The organism is Paraburkholderia sp. BL6669N2 (assembly GCF_003387275.1).
Lineage (GTDB): Bacteria > Pseudomonadota > Gammaproteobacteria > Burkholderiales > Burkholderiaceae > Paraburkholderia.
Genome location: NZ_QUNA01000002.1, coordinates 3,398,488 through 3,417,749, shown reverse-complemented (window position 1 = coordinate 3,417,749; position 19,262 = coordinate 3,398,488). Strand labels below are relative to the sequence as shown.

19 protein-coding genes are annotated in these 19,262 nt (G+C 61.6%); 12 read left to right on the top strand and 7 right to left on the bottom strand.

The annotated features are described in order from the left end of the window. Positions 1–43: 43 nt before the first annotated feature. Positions 44–223 carry a hypothetical protein gene (locus B0G80_RS45535; protein ID WP_147309974.1) on the top strand — a complete coding sequence of 60 codons (180 nt, stop codon included), beginning with the start codon at positions 44–46 and terminating at the stop codon, positions 221–223. Beyond that, positions 220–921 carry a DNA alkylation repair protein gene (locus tag B0G80_RS37790; RefSeq protein ID WP_116122753.1) on the top strand — a complete coding sequence of 234 codons (702 nt, stop codon included), beginning with the start codon at positions 220–222 and terminating at the stop codon, positions 919–921. The genes B0G80_RS45535 and B0G80_RS37790 overlap by 4 nt, the downstream gene beginning before the upstream one ends. Positions 922–958: 37 nt before the next feature. On the opposite strand, the gene B0G80_RS37785 is transcribed toward B0G80_RS37790, so the two are convergent. After that, positions 959–2,731, bottom strand: a complete 1,773-nt coding sequence (locus B0G80_RS37785) for a phospholipase D-like domain-containing protein (RefSeq protein WP_116123880.1) — start codon at positions 2,729–2,731, stop codon at positions 959–961. Between the two features lie 283 nt (positions 2,732–3,014). Here B0G80_RS37785 and B0G80_RS37780 point away from each other — a divergent pair, with 283 nt between their 5' ends. The 6 genes from B0G80_RS37780 to B0G80_RS37755 all read left to right on the top strand — a co-directional run bounded on the left by B0G80_RS37780 (position 3,015) and on the right by B0G80_RS37755 (position 9,687). Beyond that, positions 3,015–5,411 (top strand): HAMP domain-containing protein, encoded by a 2,397-nt coding sequence (locus B0G80_RS37780; protein WP_116122752.1) that lies wholly within the window; start codon positions 3,015–3,017, stop codon positions 5,409–5,411. A 45-nt stretch (positions 5,412–5,456) separates the two neighbouring features. After that, a complete protein-coding gene (locus B0G80_RS37775; RefSeq protein ID WP_116122751.1) occupies positions 5,457–6,191 on the top strand; it encodes a methyl-accepting chemotaxis protein in 735 nt (244 codons plus the stop codon). Further along, complete coding sequence (locus B0G80_RS37770) at positions 6,188–6,730, top strand: hypothetical protein (RefSeq protein WP_116122750.1); 543 nt, start codon at positions 6,188–6,190, stop codon at positions 6,728–6,730. The genes B0G80_RS37775 and B0G80_RS37770 overlap by 4 nt, the downstream gene beginning before the upstream one ends. Positions 6,731–6,767: 37 nt before the next feature. Continuing rightward, a complete protein-coding gene (locus tag B0G80_RS37765; RefSeq protein WP_106281555.1) occupies positions 6,768–7,739 on the top strand; it encodes a chemotaxis protein CheX in 972 nt (323 codons plus the stop codon). Positions 7,740–7,759: 20 nt separating this feature from the next. Next, positions 7,760–8,125, top strand: coding sequence for a response regulator (locus B0G80_RS37760; protein WP_106281557.1), 366 nt, complete (start codon positions 7,760–7,762; stop codon positions 8,123–8,125). An 815-nt stretch (positions 8,126–8,940) separates the two neighbouring features. Next, positions 8,941–9,687 (top strand): winged helix-turn-helix domain-containing protein, encoded by a 747-nt coding sequence (locus B0G80_RS37755; protein WP_116122749.1) that lies wholly within the window; start codon positions 8,941–8,943, stop codon positions 9,685–9,687. Positions 9,688–9,765: 78 nt separating this feature from the next. Here B0G80_RS37755 and B0G80_RS37750 read toward each other — a convergent pair whose 3' ends face one another. Together B0G80_RS37750 and B0G80_RS37745 are read right to left on the bottom strand one after the other, a co-directional pair. Then, positions 9,766–10,524, bottom strand: coding sequence for an SDR family oxidoreductase (locus B0G80_RS37750; RefSeq protein ID WP_116122748.1), 759 nt, complete (start codon positions 10,522–10,524; stop codon positions 9,766–9,768). 97 nt (positions 10,525–10,621) lie between these two features. Beyond that, entirely contained in the window at positions 10,622–11,581 is a 960-nt protein-coding gene (locus B0G80_RS37745; protein WP_116122747.1) for a GlxA family transcriptional regulator, read from the bottom strand. A 104-nt stretch (positions 11,582–11,685) separates the two neighbouring features. On the opposite strand from B0G80_RS37745, the gene B0G80_RS37740 reads away from it, so the two are divergent. The 4 genes from B0G80_RS37740 to B0G80_RS37725 all read left to right on the top strand — a co-directional run bounded on the left by B0G80_RS37740 (position 11,686) and on the right by B0G80_RS37725 (position 16,268). Next, complete coding sequence (locus B0G80_RS37740) at positions 11,686–12,621, top strand: LysR family transcriptional regulator (RefSeq protein WP_116122746.1); 936 nt, start codon at positions 11,686–11,688, stop codon at positions 12,619–12,621. A 111-nt stretch (positions 12,622–12,732) separates the two neighbouring features. Then, positions 12,733–13,926 carry a CaiB/BaiF CoA-transferase family protein gene (locus B0G80_RS37735; RefSeq protein WP_116122745.1) on the top strand — a complete coding sequence of 398 codons (1,194 nt, stop codon included), beginning with the start codon at positions 12,733–12,735 and terminating at the stop codon, positions 13,924–13,926. Then, positions 13,923–14,876, top strand: a complete 954-nt coding sequence (locus B0G80_RS37730) for a hydroxymethylglutaryl-CoA lyase (protein ID WP_116122744.1) — start codon at positions 13,923–13,925, stop codon at positions 14,874–14,876. Before B0G80_RS37735 ends, B0G80_RS37730 begins: the two co-directional genes overlap by 4 nt. Before the next feature lie 60 nt (positions 14,877–14,936). Continuing rightward, complete coding sequence (locus tag B0G80_RS37725; RefSeq protein WP_116122743.1) at positions 14,937–16,268, top strand: MFS transporter; 1,332 nt, start codon at positions 14,937–14,939, stop codon at positions 16,266–16,268. Positions 16,269–16,399: 131 nt separating this feature from the next. On the opposite strand, the gene B0G80_RS37720 is transcribed toward B0G80_RS37725, so the two are convergent. The 4 genes from B0G80_RS37720 to B0G80_RS37705 form a co-directional block, all read right to left on the bottom strand. After that, entirely contained in the window at positions 16,400–17,005 is a 606-nt protein-coding gene (locus B0G80_RS37720; protein ID WP_116122742.1) for a hypothetical protein, read from the bottom strand. A gap of 204 nt (positions 17,006–17,209) precedes the next feature. Next, on the bottom strand, positions 17,210–17,602 hold the full coding sequence (locus B0G80_RS37715) for a hypothetical protein (protein ID WP_116122741.1): 393 nt from the start codon (positions 17,600–17,602) through the stop codon (positions 17,210–17,212). Positions 17,603–17,810: 208 nt separating this feature from the next. Next, positions 17,811–18,725, bottom strand: coding sequence for a transporter (locus tag B0G80_RS37710; protein WP_243856340.1), 915 nt, complete (start codon positions 18,723–18,725; stop codon positions 17,811–17,813). Positions 18,726–18,967: 242 nt separating this feature from the next. After that, on the bottom strand, positions 18,968–19,240 hold the full coding sequence (locus B0G80_RS37705) for a hypothetical protein (protein ID WP_116122739.1): 273 nt from the start codon (positions 19,238–19,240) through the stop codon (positions 18,968–18,970). Between the last annotated feature and the right edge of the window lie 22 nt (positions 19,241–19,262).

Below are 19,262 nucleotides of genomic sequence, written 5' to 3'. Positions count from 1 at the left end.
AAATCTAAAGGTGAGGGAATTCGGGAGCAGAAGTCCGGGACCATTGAACGGTGTTTTCCGTGACCTTGACGCTCATTTCCCAGCAAACTACGATTCGATCCACGTCTATTCGACGCTTCCATTCAATGGAAGTCCAACCCTGCTGGAGATCACCATGCGCGTGAAGCACGAGCACGACGTCAGCCGGCGCGGCGAAGGTCACGTCGAGCACTTTCCTCAATGACGCCCAACGCCTTCGTCAAGGAAATCAAGGCGGCGCTCGCCTCGCACGCCGACGCAGAGCGCGCGCTCGCCATGCGCGCCTATATGCGTCACCAGTTCAACTTTATCGGTGTGCCGACGCCGCTGCGGCGGCAAGCGGTAACGCCGGTTTTCAAGCGGCTGCCGGTGGAGAACGCCGATCACTTGCTGGCGTGTGCCAATCGCTTATGGACGATGCCGGCGCGCGAATACCAGTACGTCGCGACCGATCTGCTGGCGCGCAACTGGAAAACACTTGCCGTCACTGACATCGCGCATTTGCTGACCATCGCTCAGAACGCTTCATGGTGGGATTCGATCGACCCCCTCGCGGCCGTGGTCGGTCACGTGCTGAAAGCGGCGCGAATCCAGACGCCGCAAGCGCAAGTTCAGGCTGCAATGGATGCGGCGCTTCTGCACGAATCCATGTGGGTGCGCCGCATCGCGATGATTCATCAACTCGGCTGGCGCGGGCATACCGACGAAGATCGCCTGTTCGGCTACGCGCGTTCGCTGGCCGCGGAACAAGACTTCTTTATCCGCAAGGCGATCGGTTGGGCACTGCGGGATTACGCATGGCATGCGCCCAAGGCGGTGAGCGATTTTTTATCGGCGTCGCGAGAGCTCGTCTCGCCGCTCACCTTGCGCGAGGCGTCGAAGCATCTTCCGCCGATTCGCTGACGGTGCTTCGACCACCTTGCATTCGCCCGCAAGCGGTTTAATCGCCGCCGTGCGCGAGCGCCACACGCGCTTTGTCTTCGGGACTGTCCGCAACGAAATACTTCTTCGCCCACGACCCGTCCGGCGCCAGCATCAATCGCTCATGCGTGCCGTCGTTCTTTTGCCGTATCGCCAACGCGCGCGCCCGATAGTGTTCGTAGAGCCGTAGAAATTCCGCGAGATACGTGCCGGCGATGCGGCGGTCGCGAATCTCCAGCAGGTTCTCGTCGTTGAAATGTTCCGAGTTGTTGCTCATATTTGCTGAGCCCGTGTAGACGATGGGATTCGGACCCTCCGCATCAATGACGAGAAACTTGTGGTGAATGATGACCGGCGCGTAGCTCGGCGCGTGTTCACCTGGAAAAAGGCGCAACTCGGGTTCGAAGCCTGCCGGCACGGTCGCCGGTGAAAAATACTCCGCGTCGATCACGTCGTGCTTGTCGCGGCCGCGGTGATATAGCTCCATGTTGGCGAGCGCGGTCGTCGAGACGATCTGTCCGTTCTTTTCCGCTTCCTCCGCTGCCTGCGCCGACGTCGGGCTGATGTGGTTGACCAGACCGAACATCATCCGGCCTTTGTCGCCGGCCGCGAAACAGGCATCGCGCAGCGGCGCGTCGGTCGGCATGAAGAGGCAGAACACCACCGAGTGCTTCGCGTTGTTGATGGCGTCGACGATCGTGTCGATCTGCAAACGCGAGTCGTTTGCCTCCGGCGAAAAACAGACCCGCACTTTCGCGCTGCCGATCGCAATCGAGTCGGACCAGCCCGGCGTGAGCTTGGCCGTCGCGGCAATGCTCGGATTGCCGGCGAGCGCCTTGGCGCGTTCGCTATACAGCGCGGCCAATTCCGGCGAATCGAACAGATGGAGCACGTTGGCCTGCTCCGTGATGCCTTCGGTGGTGAAGTTGGCCGAGCCCGTTAGTACCCGAGCCGGCGACGCCTCGCCGTTGCCGTTGTCCACCACGATGAACTTGTCATGCATGATGTGCGTCTTGTCGCGCGGCGCGAAGGTGGCGACAGCGGCGAGTTGATCGACTGCGGGTTGATTCGGCGACGGCGCCGGCGGCTTGCCCTTCTGCGAGACTTTGTGCGAGTCGTAAACGATGGCAAGCGATGCTTTGCCCTGCTTCTTGCCGAAGGCCTCGAAGGCGGGAATCGCCCAGAGCGGATCGGTCAGGTGATACACCGCGGACGCCGCGCGATGCGCATGGCCAAGCGTGAGCGCGAAGACTTCCTGCAGATCGTTCGCGAGCCATGTGCGCAGGCGCAACGCTTGCTCCGGTGACGGCGCCGCGTTCGGCACCAGATGCAGCGCCGCGACTTTGCGCGCGAACGCCTGCGAACTGACCACGGCGCGGTTGAACCACGAGCCGATGTTCGCTTCCGTATGCGCGGGCAGGGTTAGCTTGCATTCGCCCTTCTGCGCGTCGAGCAATTGCGGCGCCTCCGGCGTGCCGACTACTGGATAGACGAGATACGTGAACGACTTCTCCCGATCCGCTTCGTCGATTCGCGCATCCCACCACATGAATTTCTGAATGGGCGCTTCATTCGTGGGCGCGTCTTTCTGCGTGTCAGGCACCACGCCTTTGAAGGTCAGCCGGTTGGGCAGCCAGCTGCTGGCTTCGCGTTCGTGTCCGTCGGCGGAGAGAAAGCCCGGCGTCCGTTTGATGGCGAAACCCAGGAAGTCTTCGCGCGTGCCGCCTTCGGGCCAATCGAAAGCGAGCAGGACGAGGGTCGGGGACAGATAGCTGCGCACGCTTACATTCATCATTTGGCTCCATGATGTCGAATGGAGCTTTAGTCTGGATGCGCAGTTTGTTGAAATGGTGACAAGAACAAAAATCAAAAAATGGCGCTAGTTAACGGCGTTTTATGCGGAAACTTTAGCCTCTAATTTAGAGCGTTGAACACGCCTTAAAAAAGTCTTCAGTCATCGCTTAGTAACATGTCTGCGCAATACTCCGCAGCGCTGCAAGTCAGACCAAAATTTCGCATAAAACGCGCTGCTCCCAACGAGGGCTGGCGCGAAGGCCAGACCCCGGGGGGTTCACATGACTATTCGTCATCGCATCACGTTATTGGTCGTTTTGATGTTCGTCGCGTTATCGGCGATCGGCGGTTACGCCGTCTACCAGACACGCGGCAGCGCCGCCGAGGTGCGCAAGGTAACGGAAGGCGTCGTGCCCAGCGCGCTCGCTTCAGCCGACCTCGTGTCGCAAGTCAAGGACGTGCAGCTCGCCACGATGACGCTGGTGTACGCGCCCGACGCCAACATGGTCGCGCAGGCGCAGGACGAACTGAAGAAGAAGCGCGCCGCGCTGCAACAGGCGCTCGCGTTGCAAGCGAAAGATGCCGCGAGCCACGCTCAGAAGGGCCTCGTTTCGCAGGCCAACGACAGTCTCGAGAACTATTTTTCCGCGATCGCCGAGACGGCCAAAATGAAAGCCGACGGTAAGAACGAACTCGCGCAGGCGTATCTGTTCGCCAACGTCGCGCAGTATCGTGACGAACTCGAAGGGATCGTCGAGACCTTGCGCGTCGAGAAGAACCGCGAGAAAGACGAGGCAATCAGCACGCTGAACACCACGCTTTCGACTACGACCACGGCCATCGCCGTGGTCACGGGCATCGCGATCATTCTGCTGACATCCATCGGCTCGCTGCTCTACCGGCAGATCACGCGCCCGCTCAGCCGCATGCAGGCGATGATGAGCGAGATCGCTTCGAGCCAGGACTTCACGCGGCGCGTGCCGGTGGGACGGCTCGACGAGATCGGCCATTCGATCGTCGCCTTCAACGGCATGATCGAAAAGATCCAGGAAAGCTCGGCGCAACTCAAGCAGAAAACCGCCGACATTCAGGCGATGTTGCAGAACATGCAGCAAGGCATTCTGACCGTGATCGACGGCGCCGTGATCCACTCCGAGTACTCGGCATATCTGGAAGACATCTTCGAAACGAAGGATATCGCCGGGCGCGGCCTGATGGATCTGGTGTTCGCGGATACCGATCTCGGTTCGGACGCGCTCTCTCAAGTCGATGCCGCAGCGCATGCGTGTCTCGGCGAAGATTGCATCAACTTCGCGTTCAATCAACATCTGCTGGTCGGCGAAATTTCCAAACGCATGCCGGACGGCCGCGTGAAGATTCTCGACCTGAGCTGGTCGGCGATCACCGATGAAAACGACGTGATCCAGCGCCTGATGCTGTGCGTGCGCGACGTCACCGAATTACGCAAGCTCGCGGCCGAAGCCAGCGAACAACGTCGGCGCCTCGACATGATCGGCGAGATTCTCGCGGTCAGTGAGGAGAAGTTCCACCACTTCATCGAGAGCTCAGCGGGCTTTATCAGTGAGAACGAGCGGATCATTCGCAAGCATTCGGAAGCGGATCACGCCGCGATTGCCGAACTGTTCCGCAACATGCACACCATCAAGGGCAATGCGCGGACCTACAACCTGCAGCATCTGACCAACGTCGTGCACGAAACCGAGCAGAGCTACCACGAACTGCGCCAACCGGACGCGGATCGCTCGTGGGACCAGGAGCATCTGATGCGCGAACTGACGCGCGTGCGCGACGCTATCGACAGCTACGCGAAGATCAACGAGCAGAGCCTTGGCCGCAAGAGCAAGGGCAACGGTCAGACGAACGACGCCGCCAATTCAGGCCACTACGTCATGGTCGCAAAAGACCATATCCAGCACACGCTGACCATGCTGGAGCAAACCAACGCCGGCGAACTGCACGAACTCCAGTCAATGCGCGATGCACTGCGCCGCACGCTGCGCGCACTGGGCAGCGAAAGCGTGCGCGACGCGCTCTCCGGCGTGCTCGACTCGCTGCCCTCGCTCGCGAGCGAGTTGGGCAAGCCCGCGCCGACCGTGCGTATCGACGACAACGGTTACCGTCTGCGTGGCCAGGCGGGCGGCACGCTGAACAACGTGTTCATGCATCTGCTGCGCAATTCGATGGATCACGGCATTGAAACCGCCGAGGCGCGCAGCGCCCACGGCAAGGCGCCGGCCGGCGTGATCGATATCGAAGTCGGCGTGGACAGTGGCGCATTGCAGATCACACTCAGCGACGACGGCCGCGGCCTCGCGCTCGAACGCATTCGCGGCATCGCCATGGAGCGCGGCTGGATCGGCCGAGACGACACGCCGAGTGACGAAGCGATCGCCGATTTCATTTTCCGGCCGGGCTTCTCGACGGCGGAAACGGTCACGGAGTTGTCGGGCCGTGGTGTCGGCATGGACGCCGTGCGTGACTTCCTCAAGCGCGCGAACGGCAGCATCGAACTGCGCTTCACCGACGACCGCAAAGGCGCGGCCTTCCGTCAGTTTCAGACGATCGTCTGCCTGCCGGATAGCGTTGCCGTCGATACGCTCGGCATGGAAGCACGTCGCGAAGCCGGCGCACTGCAACTCGACGCGATGGCGGACTGAGCGCCTGGTCGGCGTGCGTCGCGACGCAATTCGAAGGGAACGGTTGTGATTCAACAGTATGTATTGGCGGTGGCAGCAGGCAGCGCGGTGACCGCGCTGCTGGCATTTGCCGCACACAGGCTGCACAGCGTGAAGCTGACGGCACGGCTGCGTGCCGAAGCGCAAGCCAGCATCTCCAGGCTCGAGGCTGAGCGGGCCGATCACGGCGCAGCCATTCGCAAGCGAGAACAGGCCGAGCAGGAACTGCACGCGTTGACCACACAGCTGCGCGAGGAACTCGCGCAGCAACAAAGCAACGCTGACGAACTGCGAGCCGCACTGAAGTCGGCTAGCGAAGACAAAGATCAGTTGGCGCATCACGCGCGGCAGATTGCCGGCGAAGCCGAGCGTTTGAAGAGTCTCGGCGCGACATTCGAGCGCTGGCACGAACAGATGATCTCGCTGATGACGCAAAACCACGACATGCACGCGAAGAATCAGGAGCTGTCTTCGATTGTGCGACATGTGGTGATCGTGTCGCTGAACGCGTCGATCGAGGCCGCGCGCGCGGGGCCGGCCGGTCGCGGGTTCGCCGTGGTGGCCAGTGAAGTGCGCGCGCTTGCCGCGCGCTCCGAAGAATTGTCGAAGAGCTATCGCGACAGCCTGCATCGCAACGACCTGACTACGACGTCCACGTTTCAGGACATTCAGGCGGGCGGCAAGATGATCGCGGCGTCGCTGGCCAGCGTCGAATCGCTGGCCAACCAGTTTCATTCGAAGCTGCACGAGGTGGCGGCGTGATCTCGGCCCACGCCAGGGACAGCTTCGACCGCATTTTTCGCAAGGCGGCGCAGGCGCGCTTGCCTCTGGATTCGGGCGATCTGTGCGAGATCGCGCCGATAGCCGACGCTAATGTTGGCGTATCCAAAGACACGCAAGTGGTTGTGCTGACCATTTCGTCGATTGTGTTCAGATTGCTGCTGATCCTCCATTTCGACGAAGACGAAAGCACGCGCGGCTACTACCTGAAAGACTCCATAGAAGAACGCGATTTCCAGGAAGCCTTTCTGGAAATCTGCAATCTGTGCTGCGGAGCGATGAATCAGGAGTTGCTGCGCTATTTCCCCGACCTCGGCATGTCGACGCCTTATGTGCTGAACGCGCGTTGCCTGCCGCATCTGCATGAATTGAAACCGGCTTTGCTGTCGTCGTATTCGATCACGCTCGACGCCAGCGTGCGGCTTGCCGCGACGGTGTGCGTGTGCGCGGATGCGCCGCTCGACTTCGTCGCCGATACCAGTGCTGTCGAAGAAACCAGCGGCGAGCTGGAGTTGTTCTGACCGTGAGTTGATTAGCCGTTGTGAGCGGGGACGCGACATGAACATGAACAAGCCGGTCAGCAAAGTGCTGGTGCTGGACGACTGCCCGGCGCACAAAGAAGCGCTGAAGCGCTTTTGCGACGAGAACAATCTGGTCGGCGTGAAAGTCGGCAAGAACCGTCTGCAATCGGTGCTGCGCTCGAACATCGATCTGGGCGCAGTGCTGTTTGCCGAAAGTTATGGCGGCTCGCCGGAAGCGAGCGCCGAGATCGCGATCAGGATCAACGCGGTGCGCCCCGAGTTGCCTATCATCATGCGCCGGGACAGCGATCCCGGCATGGAGAGCTTGCCGGAGAGCTTGCGACGCGTGGTCTGCGCCGCGTACGTCGCGCACGATATGGCGCCGCTGCGCCAGGTGATCGACGACTACATCTTCAGCCTGGATTATCCGAACGCGCTGGTGCGCGGCATCGCCGACATGACGCAGGCGATCCTCGGCGATGTGTTCAAGGACCTGGCCATCACGTGCGACACGCCGTATATCGTGCGCGACCGCATCATCTTCGGTGAGGTGTTCAGCCTGATTCCGCTGGAAAGCGCATGGTGCCGCGGCTACATGATGATGCAGGCCGAAGAGACGCCGATCCTCGAACTGCTCGATCGCTATCAGATGATCGATAACGCGCGGCACGGCGAAGCGGATTTCCGCGACCTGAACAGCGTGCTCGGCGAAGTGACGAATCTGATCTGGGGTTCCTTCAAGAACCGCTACGCCGGCGACGCGGACGCCTGGACGCGCAGCCAGGTGCAAGTGCCGCTGCTGGTGAATCACAAGCACAAGTACATCTCGTTCGGCAGCGGCAATCCGCAACTGTGCTTCACGTATTGGTTGAAGGACCCGCAGTCGAACCGCGCGGTCAAGTTGCATCAACGTTTTGTGTTCAGCCTGAGCTGGTCGCCGGAGGACTTCAAGGAAGTCGCGGACGACGTCGGCGCAATGGTCGAGGCAGGCGAACTGGATCTGTTCTGAGTGTTGTCATAGGAAGAAACATGTCAAAAATTCTGGTGGTGGATGATTCGAGCACGGTGCGCGACGAAGTGGCCGGCTTTCTGAAGAAGAACGGTCTGGACGTCGACACGGCCGTGGACGGCAAGGACGGCCTCGCCAAGCTGAAGGCGAGCCCCGGCATCAAGCTGGTGATCAGCGACGTCAACATGCCGAATATGGACGGTCTGACGATGGTCGAGAAGATTCGCGGCGAGCTCGCGAACAAGACGGTCAACGTCATCATGCTGACGACCGAGAGCAGCCCGGCGATGAAGGAGCGCGGCAAGGCGGCCGGCGTAAAAGGCTGGATCGTCAAACCGTTCAAGGGCGAAGCGGTGCTGGAAACGTTCCGCAAACTGGCGAGCTGAGCGCAGCTTTCGCTGGAAGTGAACGCAAAGGTGAGAGTTTTCGGGAGCCTCGCGCGGCCCGGTGTTTAAGTCTGTTTCGCAGTCACAGTGACTGTCGAAACACGGGATAAATGCCGATAAACCGACTGGCGCAGCGATCGAGGCGATGCTTCCGGACACCTCTGCTTGCTCTAAGGTGAGGATATTCGGGACCTTCCGCCTATTCTTGCGACGCTCGCCGCAACGCCTCGTTTATCGCGGCATGCGCGGACCATGCCGCTTTCTCCGCGCTTCGCGCATCAGGATCAAAACGGTGAGCGGCGAAATTGATCCGCGCTCACGATCACAGTGCGCAACTCCCGCGTAAATCTCCCATCTTCATCACCTGCGAAGGCCCGCACGCGCGCCGCTGCTTACCTGGGTATGCAAATTACTCCACCGGCTTTAAAGGTGAGGGTTTGCGGGAGTGGCCTGTTTTGGAGTAGTCGAACCGCGCCCAGCATGCCTTTGCGGCCTGCCCCCAAGCTCGAAAGGTGAGGGTTTTCGGGAGCAATCTGACGCGCACCTCGCCTCGAACCCCAAGCGCTCCGTCTCAAAGGTGAGGTTTTTCGGGAGAGGAGCCGGTGAATCGTACGGTGCGTCACACGCGCCGACTCTTATCACGTTTCACATTGAAAGAGTTGGGAAGAAATTGGCAACCTAAGCGGCTGTTCCGCGTTTTGAGAACACGCGCAAGCAGGGAAGATGGCGACGCGGACGACAGGGTGCGCGGATCGGCTATATCCGCCTGCCAGATGCCTGTCTCTGAAAAACGATCGTCTCCTGGAATCAGTTGGATGAGTCAGCATATTCTTTTCGTGGGTGCCGACGCCGGCTTGACTGCCGTGGTGGGCGAATCATTGCGCGGGCAGGGCTGCGGTGTGTCGGCACGTCCGCCTGCCGCCGGGCTCAAGCATGTGATCGAGATGGAGCGGCCTTCGTTGCTGGTGCTCGACATCTCGGCGCCGCACGGCGACGGGCTCGCCGTGTTGCGCGACTTGCGCATGAGCGGCAACGACGTGCCCGTGATTCTGCTATCGGCAAGCAGCAAAGCGATTGATCGCGTGATCGGTCTCGAACTCGGCGCCGACGACTTCATGAGCAAGCCCGCCGACCCGGCCGAACTGCTCGCGCGAATTCGCGTCTTGCTGCGACGGCGCGGCTCGCTCGCGCCGGGTGCCCCGGAGACGCGGCCGCCTTATCGCTTCGGCCGCTGCGAGCTGAACTTCTCCGCGCGCGAATTGCGCCGCGACAATGAGCACTTCGCGTTGCGCAGTTCCGAGTTCGCGTTGCTGAAGATCTTCGTCAATCACGCGATGACCGTGCTCACGCGCGTGCAGCTCAACGAGAAACTGCGCGGCAATAGCGTATTGCATCAAGGGCGTAGTTTGGACGTGTCGATCTGGCGGCTGCGTCGGTTGATCGAAATCGATCCGTCCGAGCCGCGCTATGTGCAAACGGTATGGGGACGCGGCTATGTGTTCGTGCCGCACGGCGAACTCGGTGCGGCCGAGCGCGGTGTGATGGTCGCGCCCGGCGTGTAGATTTGCGGAGAATCAGGCGAAAGGTGAGGGTTTTCGGGAGCGCGTCATACGCTCCCTTTTTGCTCCGTTATCAACGCATCACACGGGCTTTGCGACCTCGCGAATGTCGGCGACCGGCGTTTGGCCGAACGCATCGCTCAATGCGTAATCGAGCAACTGGGTCGCACATTGTTCGGGCGTCGACAGTTTGCCATTGCGCTTGAGTTCTTCGAATCGCTCGCGCATGGGGAACTGTTCGACGCCGCTGCCGCGAATCTCCGCCTGCATATTCGTATCGATCACACCCGGCGCCAGGCTGCAGATGCGCAACGCACGATTCGCATCGAGCGCGACGGCGCGTGCGTGATGATCGAGCGCGGCCTTCGTCGCGCAGTAGATGCTCCAGCCGGGATACGCGTTGCGTGCGGCGCCGCTGGAGATATGCACGATGCGCCGGTCGCTCGCATCGACGGCGGCTGCGGCGAGTGCGCTGGCCAGCATCAAGGGCGTGGCGACATTCAGGCTCACGGCGGTCGCGATGGATGCCGCGTCTTGTCCTTCAATTGGGCCGACGGGCTGCACCATGCCCGCGTTGTTGATCAGCAGAACCGTCTGCGCGCCGCTGACGAATCCACGCAGCGCATCGCTCGCGATCCAGTGCGCGACGCGCGAGGTGTCCGCCAGTTCCAGTTCAATTTCTTCGAGCAGCGCCGGGAAGCGCGCTTTGAGCGCGTCGTGACGCGAGCGGGACAATCCCAGCACGGCGATATCGCGAGCCAGAAGTTGTTCGGCGAGCGCCGCGCCCAGACCGCGTGTGTGGCCGGTGACGATCGCGCGGATCGGAGAAGAAGTGGTCATGTCGTCCTTGGGATTGTTGGCCTGAAAAGGCGGCTATTTTCTCACGCGACATTTTTCCGCGTGCGGCGGCTCTCACCGCCGGTGCATGCGCTTCACGTCAAGCCGGGCGAAAGCGCTCGCGATACTGCATCGGCGTCGCACCGATCCGTTTAGTGAAGACGATACGCATGCGATCCGCCGTGCCGAAGCCGCAGTCGTACGCAATCGCCTTGAGCGCCGCGCCGCTGCTTTCGAGCAGCTTGCGCGCCGCATCCACACGGGCGCGTTCGACGAACTCATGCGGCGTGACGCCGGTCTCCTGCACGAACACGCGCGCGAAGTTGCGGGCGCTCATGCCTGCAACATCCGCGAGTTGCTTCACCGAAAAACTCTCGCGAATCCGTTCCATGACGTGCGCCTGGACTTTGGCGACTGGCGAGGTGTCGTCGGCGGGCGCCGTCAGGTAGGGGCTGAATTGCGACTGGCCGCCTTGCCGCTGTGCGAACACCACCAGACGTTTCGCGACGGCGAGGGCCGTGTACGGACCGTGATCCTCCGCAACTAAAGCGAGCGACAGGTCAATGCCCGCGGTCACGCCGGCCGACGTAACGAGTTGCCCGTCACGCAGATAGATACGGTCGAAGTCGACGCGCGCCTTTGGAAATTGCGCCGCCAGTTGCGCGGCGTGCTGCCAATGCGTCGTCACGTTGCGCTCGTCGAGCAGGCCTGCGTGACCGAGCGCGAACGCACCGGTGCAGATCGAGCCGTAGCGGCTGCACTTGGTGGCGACGTTCGCTAACCACTCGAGCAGTGGCGTATCAGGCACCACGTCCGGTAGCGCCGGGCCGCCCGCGACCAGCGCAAGATCGAACGGACCGCGTGCCGTGTCGAAGGTGGCGTCGGCGACCAGCATCATGCCGTTGGACGCGCGCAGCGGCGCGGCTTCGGCGCTGAGCAACCTGACCTCGTAGGCATCCGCGGGCGCGATGAAGCGGTTGGCTTCGGAAAACACGTCGACCGGACCGGCGACGTCGAGCGCCTGCACGCCGGGAAAGATCGCGATCGCGACGGTGGGCATCGGAAGACTTCCTTGGACGAGGGACGGGATCCGCGGGGCACGGCACCTATTTTTTGCGTCTGGCGTCAGAATAGGCGGATCGCACAACAACGCGGCGCCCCGTCATGGTAATCAAAAACCTTCTCCGAAGGCTCGACCTCACCACGCTGCAACTCTTTCTCGCGGTCTACGAGGAAGGCACGCTCACGCGTGCCGCCGAGCGCGAGGCGATTGCCGTCTCCGCCGCGAGCAAGCGTCTGCTCGAACTCGAACAGGCGGTCGGCGCCACGCTGTTCCAGCGCAACGCGCGTGGCATGACGCTCACGCCGGCGGGCGAAACGCTGCTGCATCACGCGCGCCGCGTGATGCGCGACATCGAGAACATCGGCATTGAACTGGCCGGTCATGCGAGCGGCGTGCGCGGCTATGTGCGCATGATGGCCAACCTCTCGGCGATCGTCGAATTCCTGCCGGAAGATTTGCGCGCGTTCCAGTTGCAGCACGAGCGCGTCAAGCTCGATCTGGAAGAGCGGCCGAGCGGCGGCGTGGTCGAAGCCGTCGACGACAGCCTCGTCGACGTCGGCATCTGTTCCGGCGACGCCGACACGCGCGATCTGCACGTCGAACACTACCGGCACGATTCGCTGGTGCTCGTAATGCGCGACGATCATCCGTTGGCGGCGCGCGAAAGCGTCGCCTTCGTCGAAACGCTGGATGGCGATCACGTCGGTCTGCACGCCGCGAGTTCCATCAACGCCCGCACGCATCTCGCCGCACGTCAGGCGGGCAAGCCGTTGCGGTTGCGCATCCACGTGCCCGGCTTCGATGCGGTCTGCCGCATGGTGCAGGCCGGCATGGGCGTCGGCGTGTTGCCGCTGAAGGTGTATCAATTGATGGGCCGGCCGCTCGGTCTCGTCGGTGCGCCTCTCGAAGACGACTGGTCGGCGCGCAGCCTCGTGCTGGTGGTGCGGGATGTCGATGCTTTGTCGCCGGTGAGCCGCCTGTTGTTCGACCATCTGCGTACCGTCGAAGCGTCGGAAGCCCTGCCCATCAACGCTTGAAGGAGAGCGTTCGCCGTTCGCGAACGGTCGTTGGCGAATTGCGGTTGGACGCTGCGGTCTTGCCGCTCATAAGCTGTCTCTCAACACGAAACCAGCATCGGAGACAGCATTATGGGTGGACCCCTCCAGGGTATCCGCGTCATCGAGATCGGAACCCTCATCGCCGCGCCGTTTGCCGCGCGCCTCATGGCCGAGTTCGGCGCCGACGTCATCAAGATCGAAGCGCCCGAGAGCGGCGATCCCCTTCGCAAATGGCGCAAGCTGCACGAGGGCACCTCGCTCTGGTGGTATCTGCAGTCGCGCAACAAGAAGTCCATCTGCGTGAATCTGAAGTCGGCGGACGGTGTCGAGATCGTCAAGCGGCTCGCGGCCGACGCCGACGTCGTGATCGAAAACCTCCGCCCCGGCGCGCTCGAAAAGCTCGGCCTCGGCTGGGACGTGCTGCACGCCATCAATCCGAAACTCACGATGGTCCGCATTTCCGGCTACGGTCAGAGCGGTCCGTATCGCGATCGTCCTGGCTTCGGCGCGATCGGCGAAGCGATGGGCGGCATCCGCTACACGACCGGCGAAGTGGATGGCGCACCGGCGCGCGTCGGCGTGAGTCTCGGCGATTCACTCGCGTCGCTGCATGGCGTGATCGGCGCGCTGATGTCGCTGTTGCGTGTGAAGACGGGGCAGGGCGAAGGCCAGGTGGTGGATGTATCGCTGGTCGAAAGCGTGTTCAATCTGATGGAAAGCCTCGTGCCTGAATATGATCTGCTCGGCCATGTGCGCGAGCGTAGCGGCGGTGCGTTGCCTGGCATCGCGCCGTCCAATACGTATCGCACGGAAGACGAAGGCTTCGTCGTGATCGCCGGTAATAGCGATCCGATTTTCAAACGGCTGATGCAGGTGATTGGCCGTCCCGATCTCGCCGACGATCCCGCGTTGGCGCGTAACGACGGCCGCGTTCGGCACTGCGCGATGCTCGATCAGGCCATCACCGAATGGACTTCTCACCATTCCACCGACGACGTGCTGGCGGCGCTCGAACGCGCTGAAGTGCCCTCGGGGCGCATCTATTCAGTGGCCGATATCGTCGCCGATCCGCACTACCAGGCGCGCGACATGTTGCTGGAGGCGCAACTGCCGGGCGGCGCGTCGGTGAAGATGCCGGGGATCGTGCCGAAGCTCTCGGACACGCCTGGCGAAGTGCGCTGGCAAGGGCCGACGTTAGGCGAGCATACCGGCAGCGTGCTCAGCGAACTGGGATTCGCCAACGACGAAATCGAGCGGCTGCGCCGCGAAGGAGCCGTGCAATGACTCGCGCTTTGAACACCCCGCAATTCGACAAACTGATCGTGCAGGAAGTCGCGCCGCGCGACGGCTTGCAGATCGAACCCACGTGGGTCGATACGCCCGACAAGATCGCGCTGATCAACGCGCTATCCACCGCGGGTTTCACCCGCATGGAGGCCGGCTCCTTCGTTTCGCCGAAAGCGATTCCCGCGTTGCGTGACGGCGAAGCGGTGTTCCAGCAAATCGAGCGGCAACAGGGTGTGATCTACGTCGCGTTGATCCCGAATCTGAAGGGCGCCGAACGCGCGCTGGCTGCGCGTGCCGATGAACTGAACCTCGTGATGTCCGCGAGTCAGACGCACAACCGCGCCAATATGCGGATGAGCTGCGAGTCGTCGCTGGTGGCGTTCGGCGATATCGTGCGGCACGTGAAGGGCTCGGGCGCGCTGCTGAACGCGTCGGTGGCGACTGCATTCGGCTGTCCGTTCGAAGGCAAGATCGACGAAGACCGCGTGATCAGCATTGTCGATACATATCGTGAGATGGGCATCGAGGGCATCACACTTGCCGACACGACCGGCATGGCGAACCCGCGCCAGGTGACACGCCTCGTCACACGCGTGCTCGAACGTCTGCCGGCCGCCGCGCTCACGCTGCACTTTCACAACACACGCGGGCTGGGTCTTGCGAATGTTCTGGCGGCATACGAAGCCGGCGCGCGCCGCTTCGATGCCGCACTGGGTGGCCTCGGCGGATGTCCGTTCGCACCGGGCGCGTCCGGCAATATCTGCACGGAAGACCTCGTGAACATGTGCGACGAAATGGGCATTCCCACCGGGATCGATCTGGAAAAGCTGATCGCGTTGTCGCGCGGCTTGCCCGCGTTGCTCGGCCGCGACGTGCCGGGGCAACTGGCGAAGGCAGGCCGTAACCGCGACCTGCATCCCGTACCCGAATACGTTCTACAAATTTGATATTTCCCTGATCGATTAGACGACCGGACGGCTTCGCCGAATCCGGCATTGGAGACGAACATGAGTGACCTGGGCGCAGTCGCAACCGGCAACCGCGAGCATAGCTCGAACGATGCCGCGGCCATCATCCGCAAAGTGGCGTGGCGGTTGATGCCGTTGATCATGATCTGCTATCTGTTTGCGTTCTTCGACCGCATCAACATCAGCTTCGCGAAGTTCCAGTTGCAGAGCGACCTCGGCTTGTCCGACACCGCTTATGGCCTCGGTGCCAGCCTGTTCGTGATCGGCTACGTGCTGTTCGAAGTACCAAGCAATCTGTTTCTGTACAAGGTCGGCGCACGGCGCTGGATCGCGCGGATCATGATCTCGTGGGGACTTGCGACGGCCGCGATGGTGTTCGTCAGCAACGAGTGGCAGTTCTACGGGCTGCGTTTCGTGATCGGCGCCATGGAAGCGGGCTTCGCGCCGGGCGTGCTGTACTACCTGACGCTGTGGTTTCCGCCGAGCTATCGCGGGCGTATCACGTCGATGCTGTTTCTCGCGTCCGCGTTTTCCGGCCTGGTCGGCGCGCCGCTTGCCGGACTCGTGATTGGACACATGAACGGCGTGCTCGGCATGCCGGGCTGGCACTGGCTGTTTCTGCTCGGCGGGTTGCCGTGCATCGTGCTGGGCTATCTGGTGCTGAAACTGTTGAAGGACCGTATCGAGGATGCAGGTTGGCTGTCGCCCGCGGAAAAGTCTTTTCTTTCGGGGCAGATTGCGCAACAGAGCCGTCATCCGGATACCGGGCATTCGTTGATGGGCGCCATCAGGACGCCGGGCTTTCTCACGCTGGGGCTGGTGTACTTCCTGATTCAGGTGGCATCGTATGGATTGAATTTCTGGGCGCCGCATCTGATTCACGTGGCGGGTACGAACAACCCGACGGTGATCGGCTTGCTGACGGCGGTGCCTTATATTGCCGGCGCAATCTGCATGGTAGTGGTCGGGCGCCTGTCCGATGCGAGCGGCGAACGGCGCAAGTTTGTGTTCGGCTTGCTGGTGATGTCGGCGATCGGCTTCTTTGCCGCGGGGTTCTTCGACAAGCAGACGGCGTTGCTGGTCGTCGCGCTGGCTGTGATGGGGGCGGGCGTGGTCGCATCGATTCCGGCGTTCTGGGCGCTGCCGCCGAAGCTCGTCACGGGCGCGGGCGCGGCGGGTGGGATCGCGTTGATTAACACGCTCGGCCAGCTCGGCGGGATTGTGAGCCCGATCATGGTGGGGCGTGTGAGAGACCTGACCGGCAGTACGACGCCGGCCTTGTATGTGATCGGTACGATGAGCCTGGTGTGCGCGCTAATCGTGCTGTACGGCTTGCCTGACTCGTTGCGACACAGGGAAGCCGCACGTTAGAGGGTCATCACGACGATGGGTCAGATCGAACATGCTTCGGGCAAGATCGCCGATATTATCGGCGTGATCGACGGGAGTGAGCCGTGCAGGGGTCGTTACGCAACTTAAGCTGGATTGAACCGCCCTGACGGCTATTGAACGGCCTGACCGTTCCGCGTGATCTGCACGGCCTTCGCGGACGCATAGTGGGCCCGGATGCTGTCACCGACTTTCAATTTTTCCAATTGCACCTCTGGCGACGCCTGTAGCGTCACCGTGCGGGAAGGTCCACGAAGCGTCACCTGCCGCTTCTTTCGGTCAATTTTCTGGACCGTGGCGATGATTTCGGCGCGTCGCATTTGCACCGATATACCGCCCGACGCAGGGTTCGTCGCCTGGTCTTCGACGCGCGTACGAATGCCCTTGGTATCCACCTTGTCCGCCGACAACAGCAACGCGCCCTCATAGGCGATGTGAACCTCATCGCCGACTTTGAGTTTGCTCACGTCGCCGACCGCCGGGTCGACTTTGACAACGTTGGCATTTCCTCGCGGCCCCCGAAGCGTGACGGCATCGTTTTGCGTATCGATACGAACAACGCGCGCGGTCGCTTCGACGAGCGCAGCAGCGCCGACTGCTTGTGGGGCGCTTGCAGACGGGCTGTCCTGCGCCTGAGCGCAGAACACGGGACTAGCAAGGGCTGAAGCGAGAAGGACCGAGCGGAGCATATGCGAACGACGACATTGACGGTTCTTCATAGATGATCCTGTGTCAGGTTAGAAAAGTGACTACTTGGCGGATTGGGATTTATAGAGCGCTTTCGGCTGCGCCCTTGTTGCCTACAGGTGCAGCGTGCGTCCCTGCGGCGTTCAGAAAATACGATGTTACTGTTGCCTGCGCACGGCTTTCGGCAAGCGCACCCAATGGCACAGCTGGCATGCGCAAAACAATCCAGTGGTTCGTCACGCCGTCTCCCTCTCTACAGAGCGTTGCCGCTGCTTTGCATCGTCGAAAACGCGGGCACGCTCTGCTTCAACGAGACACCTCTTTTTCTTTAACGAATGTTCATGCATCTGACTGCCGATGACAGCCAGATAGTCGTCGAATCTATTGCGCCTGAAGCGCAAATAAAATTCTTTCCCCGCAAGTCCATTAGCCAAACTGAGTAGCGCACCGTAGTCGACGCCGCTGTCCCCAGCCAGCAGAACAACAGCTTTCTCGAGCGCGGCGTACCGGCTGGACAGCGGATGCATCGGGTCGAAGAGGGCGTGAAACTGCTGGTAGGGAACCAGCCGTCTGTGTTCGGCCGCGCGTCGCAGCGTCAATGCAACTTGTTCGACGATATTGAGTTCCATGCATTCTTCCTGTTGGTACGTCGTTGGCGCCAGGCGCCGCCAATCTGAGCGTAAAAGGCGTTCTGCCGGAGTCCATGCGCCACGTCGATTCCCATCGAGACGTCGGGTTTGCGCGCACTTGGGTAGCAAAAAATGCCCACCGAATTCAAACGCCATCGGTCGTAATCGACGACGATGCCACCCCTGCCGATTTTCACTTCGCTTCACATCAGAACGCGAGCATCGCTGTCGCCATGACGCTCGCCGTGCTCTTGATGCGGTTGGTACTGGTCACTGTCGGAACCCATCGCAGGCTCGCCGACAATGGATGCTTGCCGTTGATCTTCGTGTCGTAGGTAATGACGGGCCCCAGTGCGATGTCGTGTCCGCGAAAGCCGTGCAGACGCTCGGCGGCGGGGCCTGAGTCGTTGCCGAACTGTTGCACGGTTCCGGCCACGATGCCTACACCGAGACCGTTCACAAGCCTCTTCAATGCCATGATATCGAGCGTGAAAAGAGGTGCATTGTGGTAATCGGTCGCAGTGTTGGTCGTGTAGAACTGCAGGCCCGCGACAACGTTGAACTCAAGGTCGTATTTGGGTACGAGTTGCGTATAGGCGACCTGCGGCACGAACGTCCAGTTGTTCAGACTCGGGCTTGCCAATGCATTCGGGTCGTAGTGGCCGGTAGGCGCCCAGAAGTTGAAGCTGACGGCAATATGCGAGGTGTTTGAAAAGTGATAACCGGCGATGATTGGCGTGAAATAGAGGTCGAATAGATTCGATGCGCGGTCGCTCGTCGAGGCGCCAGCGCCTCCAACCGCGAGCGACGCGGTTACTTCGGTCCAGACATAGGGCACGGTGATGCCGGATGCGAAATCCCACCCACCGGCGCCGCCCCATACACGCAGCAGTGACGCCAGCGTGAAGGCAACGGGGGCATCGATGCCCAACGACGTCTTTCCGGCGATCGGTACCTCACGGCTGCCGCCAATCGAGCCGTTAATGTAAATCTGTTCGATGCTCACCGCAGTGATGGGCTCTGGTGCGACGATGCCGACTCCGGAAAAGACACTCATGCCGGCAACAGGACGACCTAGGCCGCCTTCGGTCGCGAAGGCATCGCCAATCGTCCACGATGCCATGATAAATATGCTCGTGACCATAGCGACGCGACGTGTGGCGGTGGCTGAAGACTTCCCCGGCAGGCATCGGGTGCCCGTGCAATTGAGTGCGCGCGCGTCAGCCCTCATTGTGTTGTTCCTGTTATCCGTGCACTGTTGTCCATAACGTCCGAAGACCCCATATCTGACGTCGGTTCGTGGTTACTAATCGCCTGGGTGGAGGCTTGTTCGCAACCGGGCCGCCATCGTCGCCGCGGCGCGTGTCATTGAAGCGGTTGCAGCGCCGCCCATCGGGTCCAACCTGTCTCGCTGTCCGGCGCGCCGACTCGCAACGCTCGCGAACCGTCGCCGAAAAACAGCGATTCAGTGCAGCACACGCCCGTGTCGCGAATGCCGTGTGTACCCATGCAGCCGACTTTGTGGGTGAAGTGCAGGTTGCCTTCGCGCAGCAAGCCCAAGTAAGCGTGACATTCTTCCGTGGGCGCGTGACTTGCCCAGCGGTTTAGCAGCGTGGCGGCGATTTCCGCATCGAACATGGTCTCTCTCCTGGTTTAATTG

Coding starts and splice junctions, on each gene's coding strand:
- B0G80_RS37725 (WP_116122743.1), top strand. CDS start 14,937: ATGAGTGACCTGGGCGCAGTCGCAACCGGCAACCGCGAGCATAGCTCG.
- B0G80_RS37790 (WP_116122753.1), top strand. CDS start 220: ATGACGCCCAACGCCTTCGTCAAGGAAATCAAGGCGGCGCTCGCCTCG.
- B0G80_RS37715 (WP_116122741.1), bottom strand. CDS start 17,602: ATGGAACTCAATATCGTCGAACAAGTTGCATTGACGCTGCGACGCGCG.
- B0G80_RS37785 (WP_116123880.1), bottom strand. CDS start 2,731: ATGAATGTAAGCGTGCGCAGCTATCTGTCCCCGACCCTCGTCCTGCTC.
- B0G80_RS37755 (WP_116122749.1), top strand. CDS start 8,941: ATGAGTCAGCATATTCTTTTCGTGGGTGCCGACGCCGGCTTGACTGCC.
- B0G80_RS37705 (WP_116122739.1), bottom strand. CDS start 19,240: ATGTTCGATGCGGAAATCGCCGCCACGCTGCTAAACCGCTGGGCAAGT.
- B0G80_RS37765 (WP_106281555.1), top strand. CDS start 6,768: ATGAACATGAACAAGCCGGTCAGCAAAGTGCTGGTGCTGGACGACTGC.
- B0G80_RS37730 (WP_116122744.1), top strand. CDS start 13,923: ATGACTCGCGCTTTGAACACCCCGCAATTCGACAAACTGATCGTGCAG.
- B0G80_RS37760 (WP_106281557.1), top strand. CDS start 7,760: ATGTCAAAAATTCTGGTGGTGGATGATTCGAGCACGGTGCGCGACGAA.
- B0G80_RS37710 (WP_243856340.1), bottom strand. CDS start 18,725: ATGGCATCGTGGACGATTGGCGATGCCTTCGCGACCGAAGGCGGCCTA.
- B0G80_RS37740 (WP_116122746.1), top strand. CDS start 11,686: ATGGTAATCAAAAACCTTCTCCGAAGGCTCGACCTCACCACGCTGCAA.
- B0G80_RS37780 (WP_116122752.1), top strand. CDS start 3,015: ATGACTATTCGTCATCGCATCACGTTATTGGTCGTTTTGATGTTCGTC.
- B0G80_RS37745 (WP_116122747.1), bottom strand. CDS start 11,581: ATGCCCACCGTCGCGATCGCGATCTTTCCCGGCGTGCAGGCGCTCGAC.
- B0G80_RS37720 (WP_116122742.1), bottom strand. CDS start 17,005: ATGAAGAACCGTCAATGTCGTCGTTCGCATATGCTCCGCTCGGTCCTT.
- B0G80_RS37750 (WP_116122748.1), bottom strand. CDS start 10,524: ATGACCACTTCTTCTCCGATCCGCGCGATCGTCACCGGCCACACACGC.
- B0G80_RS37735 (WP_116122745.1), top strand. CDS start 12,733: ATGGGTGGACCCCTCCAGGGTATCCGCGTCATCGAGATCGGAACCCTC.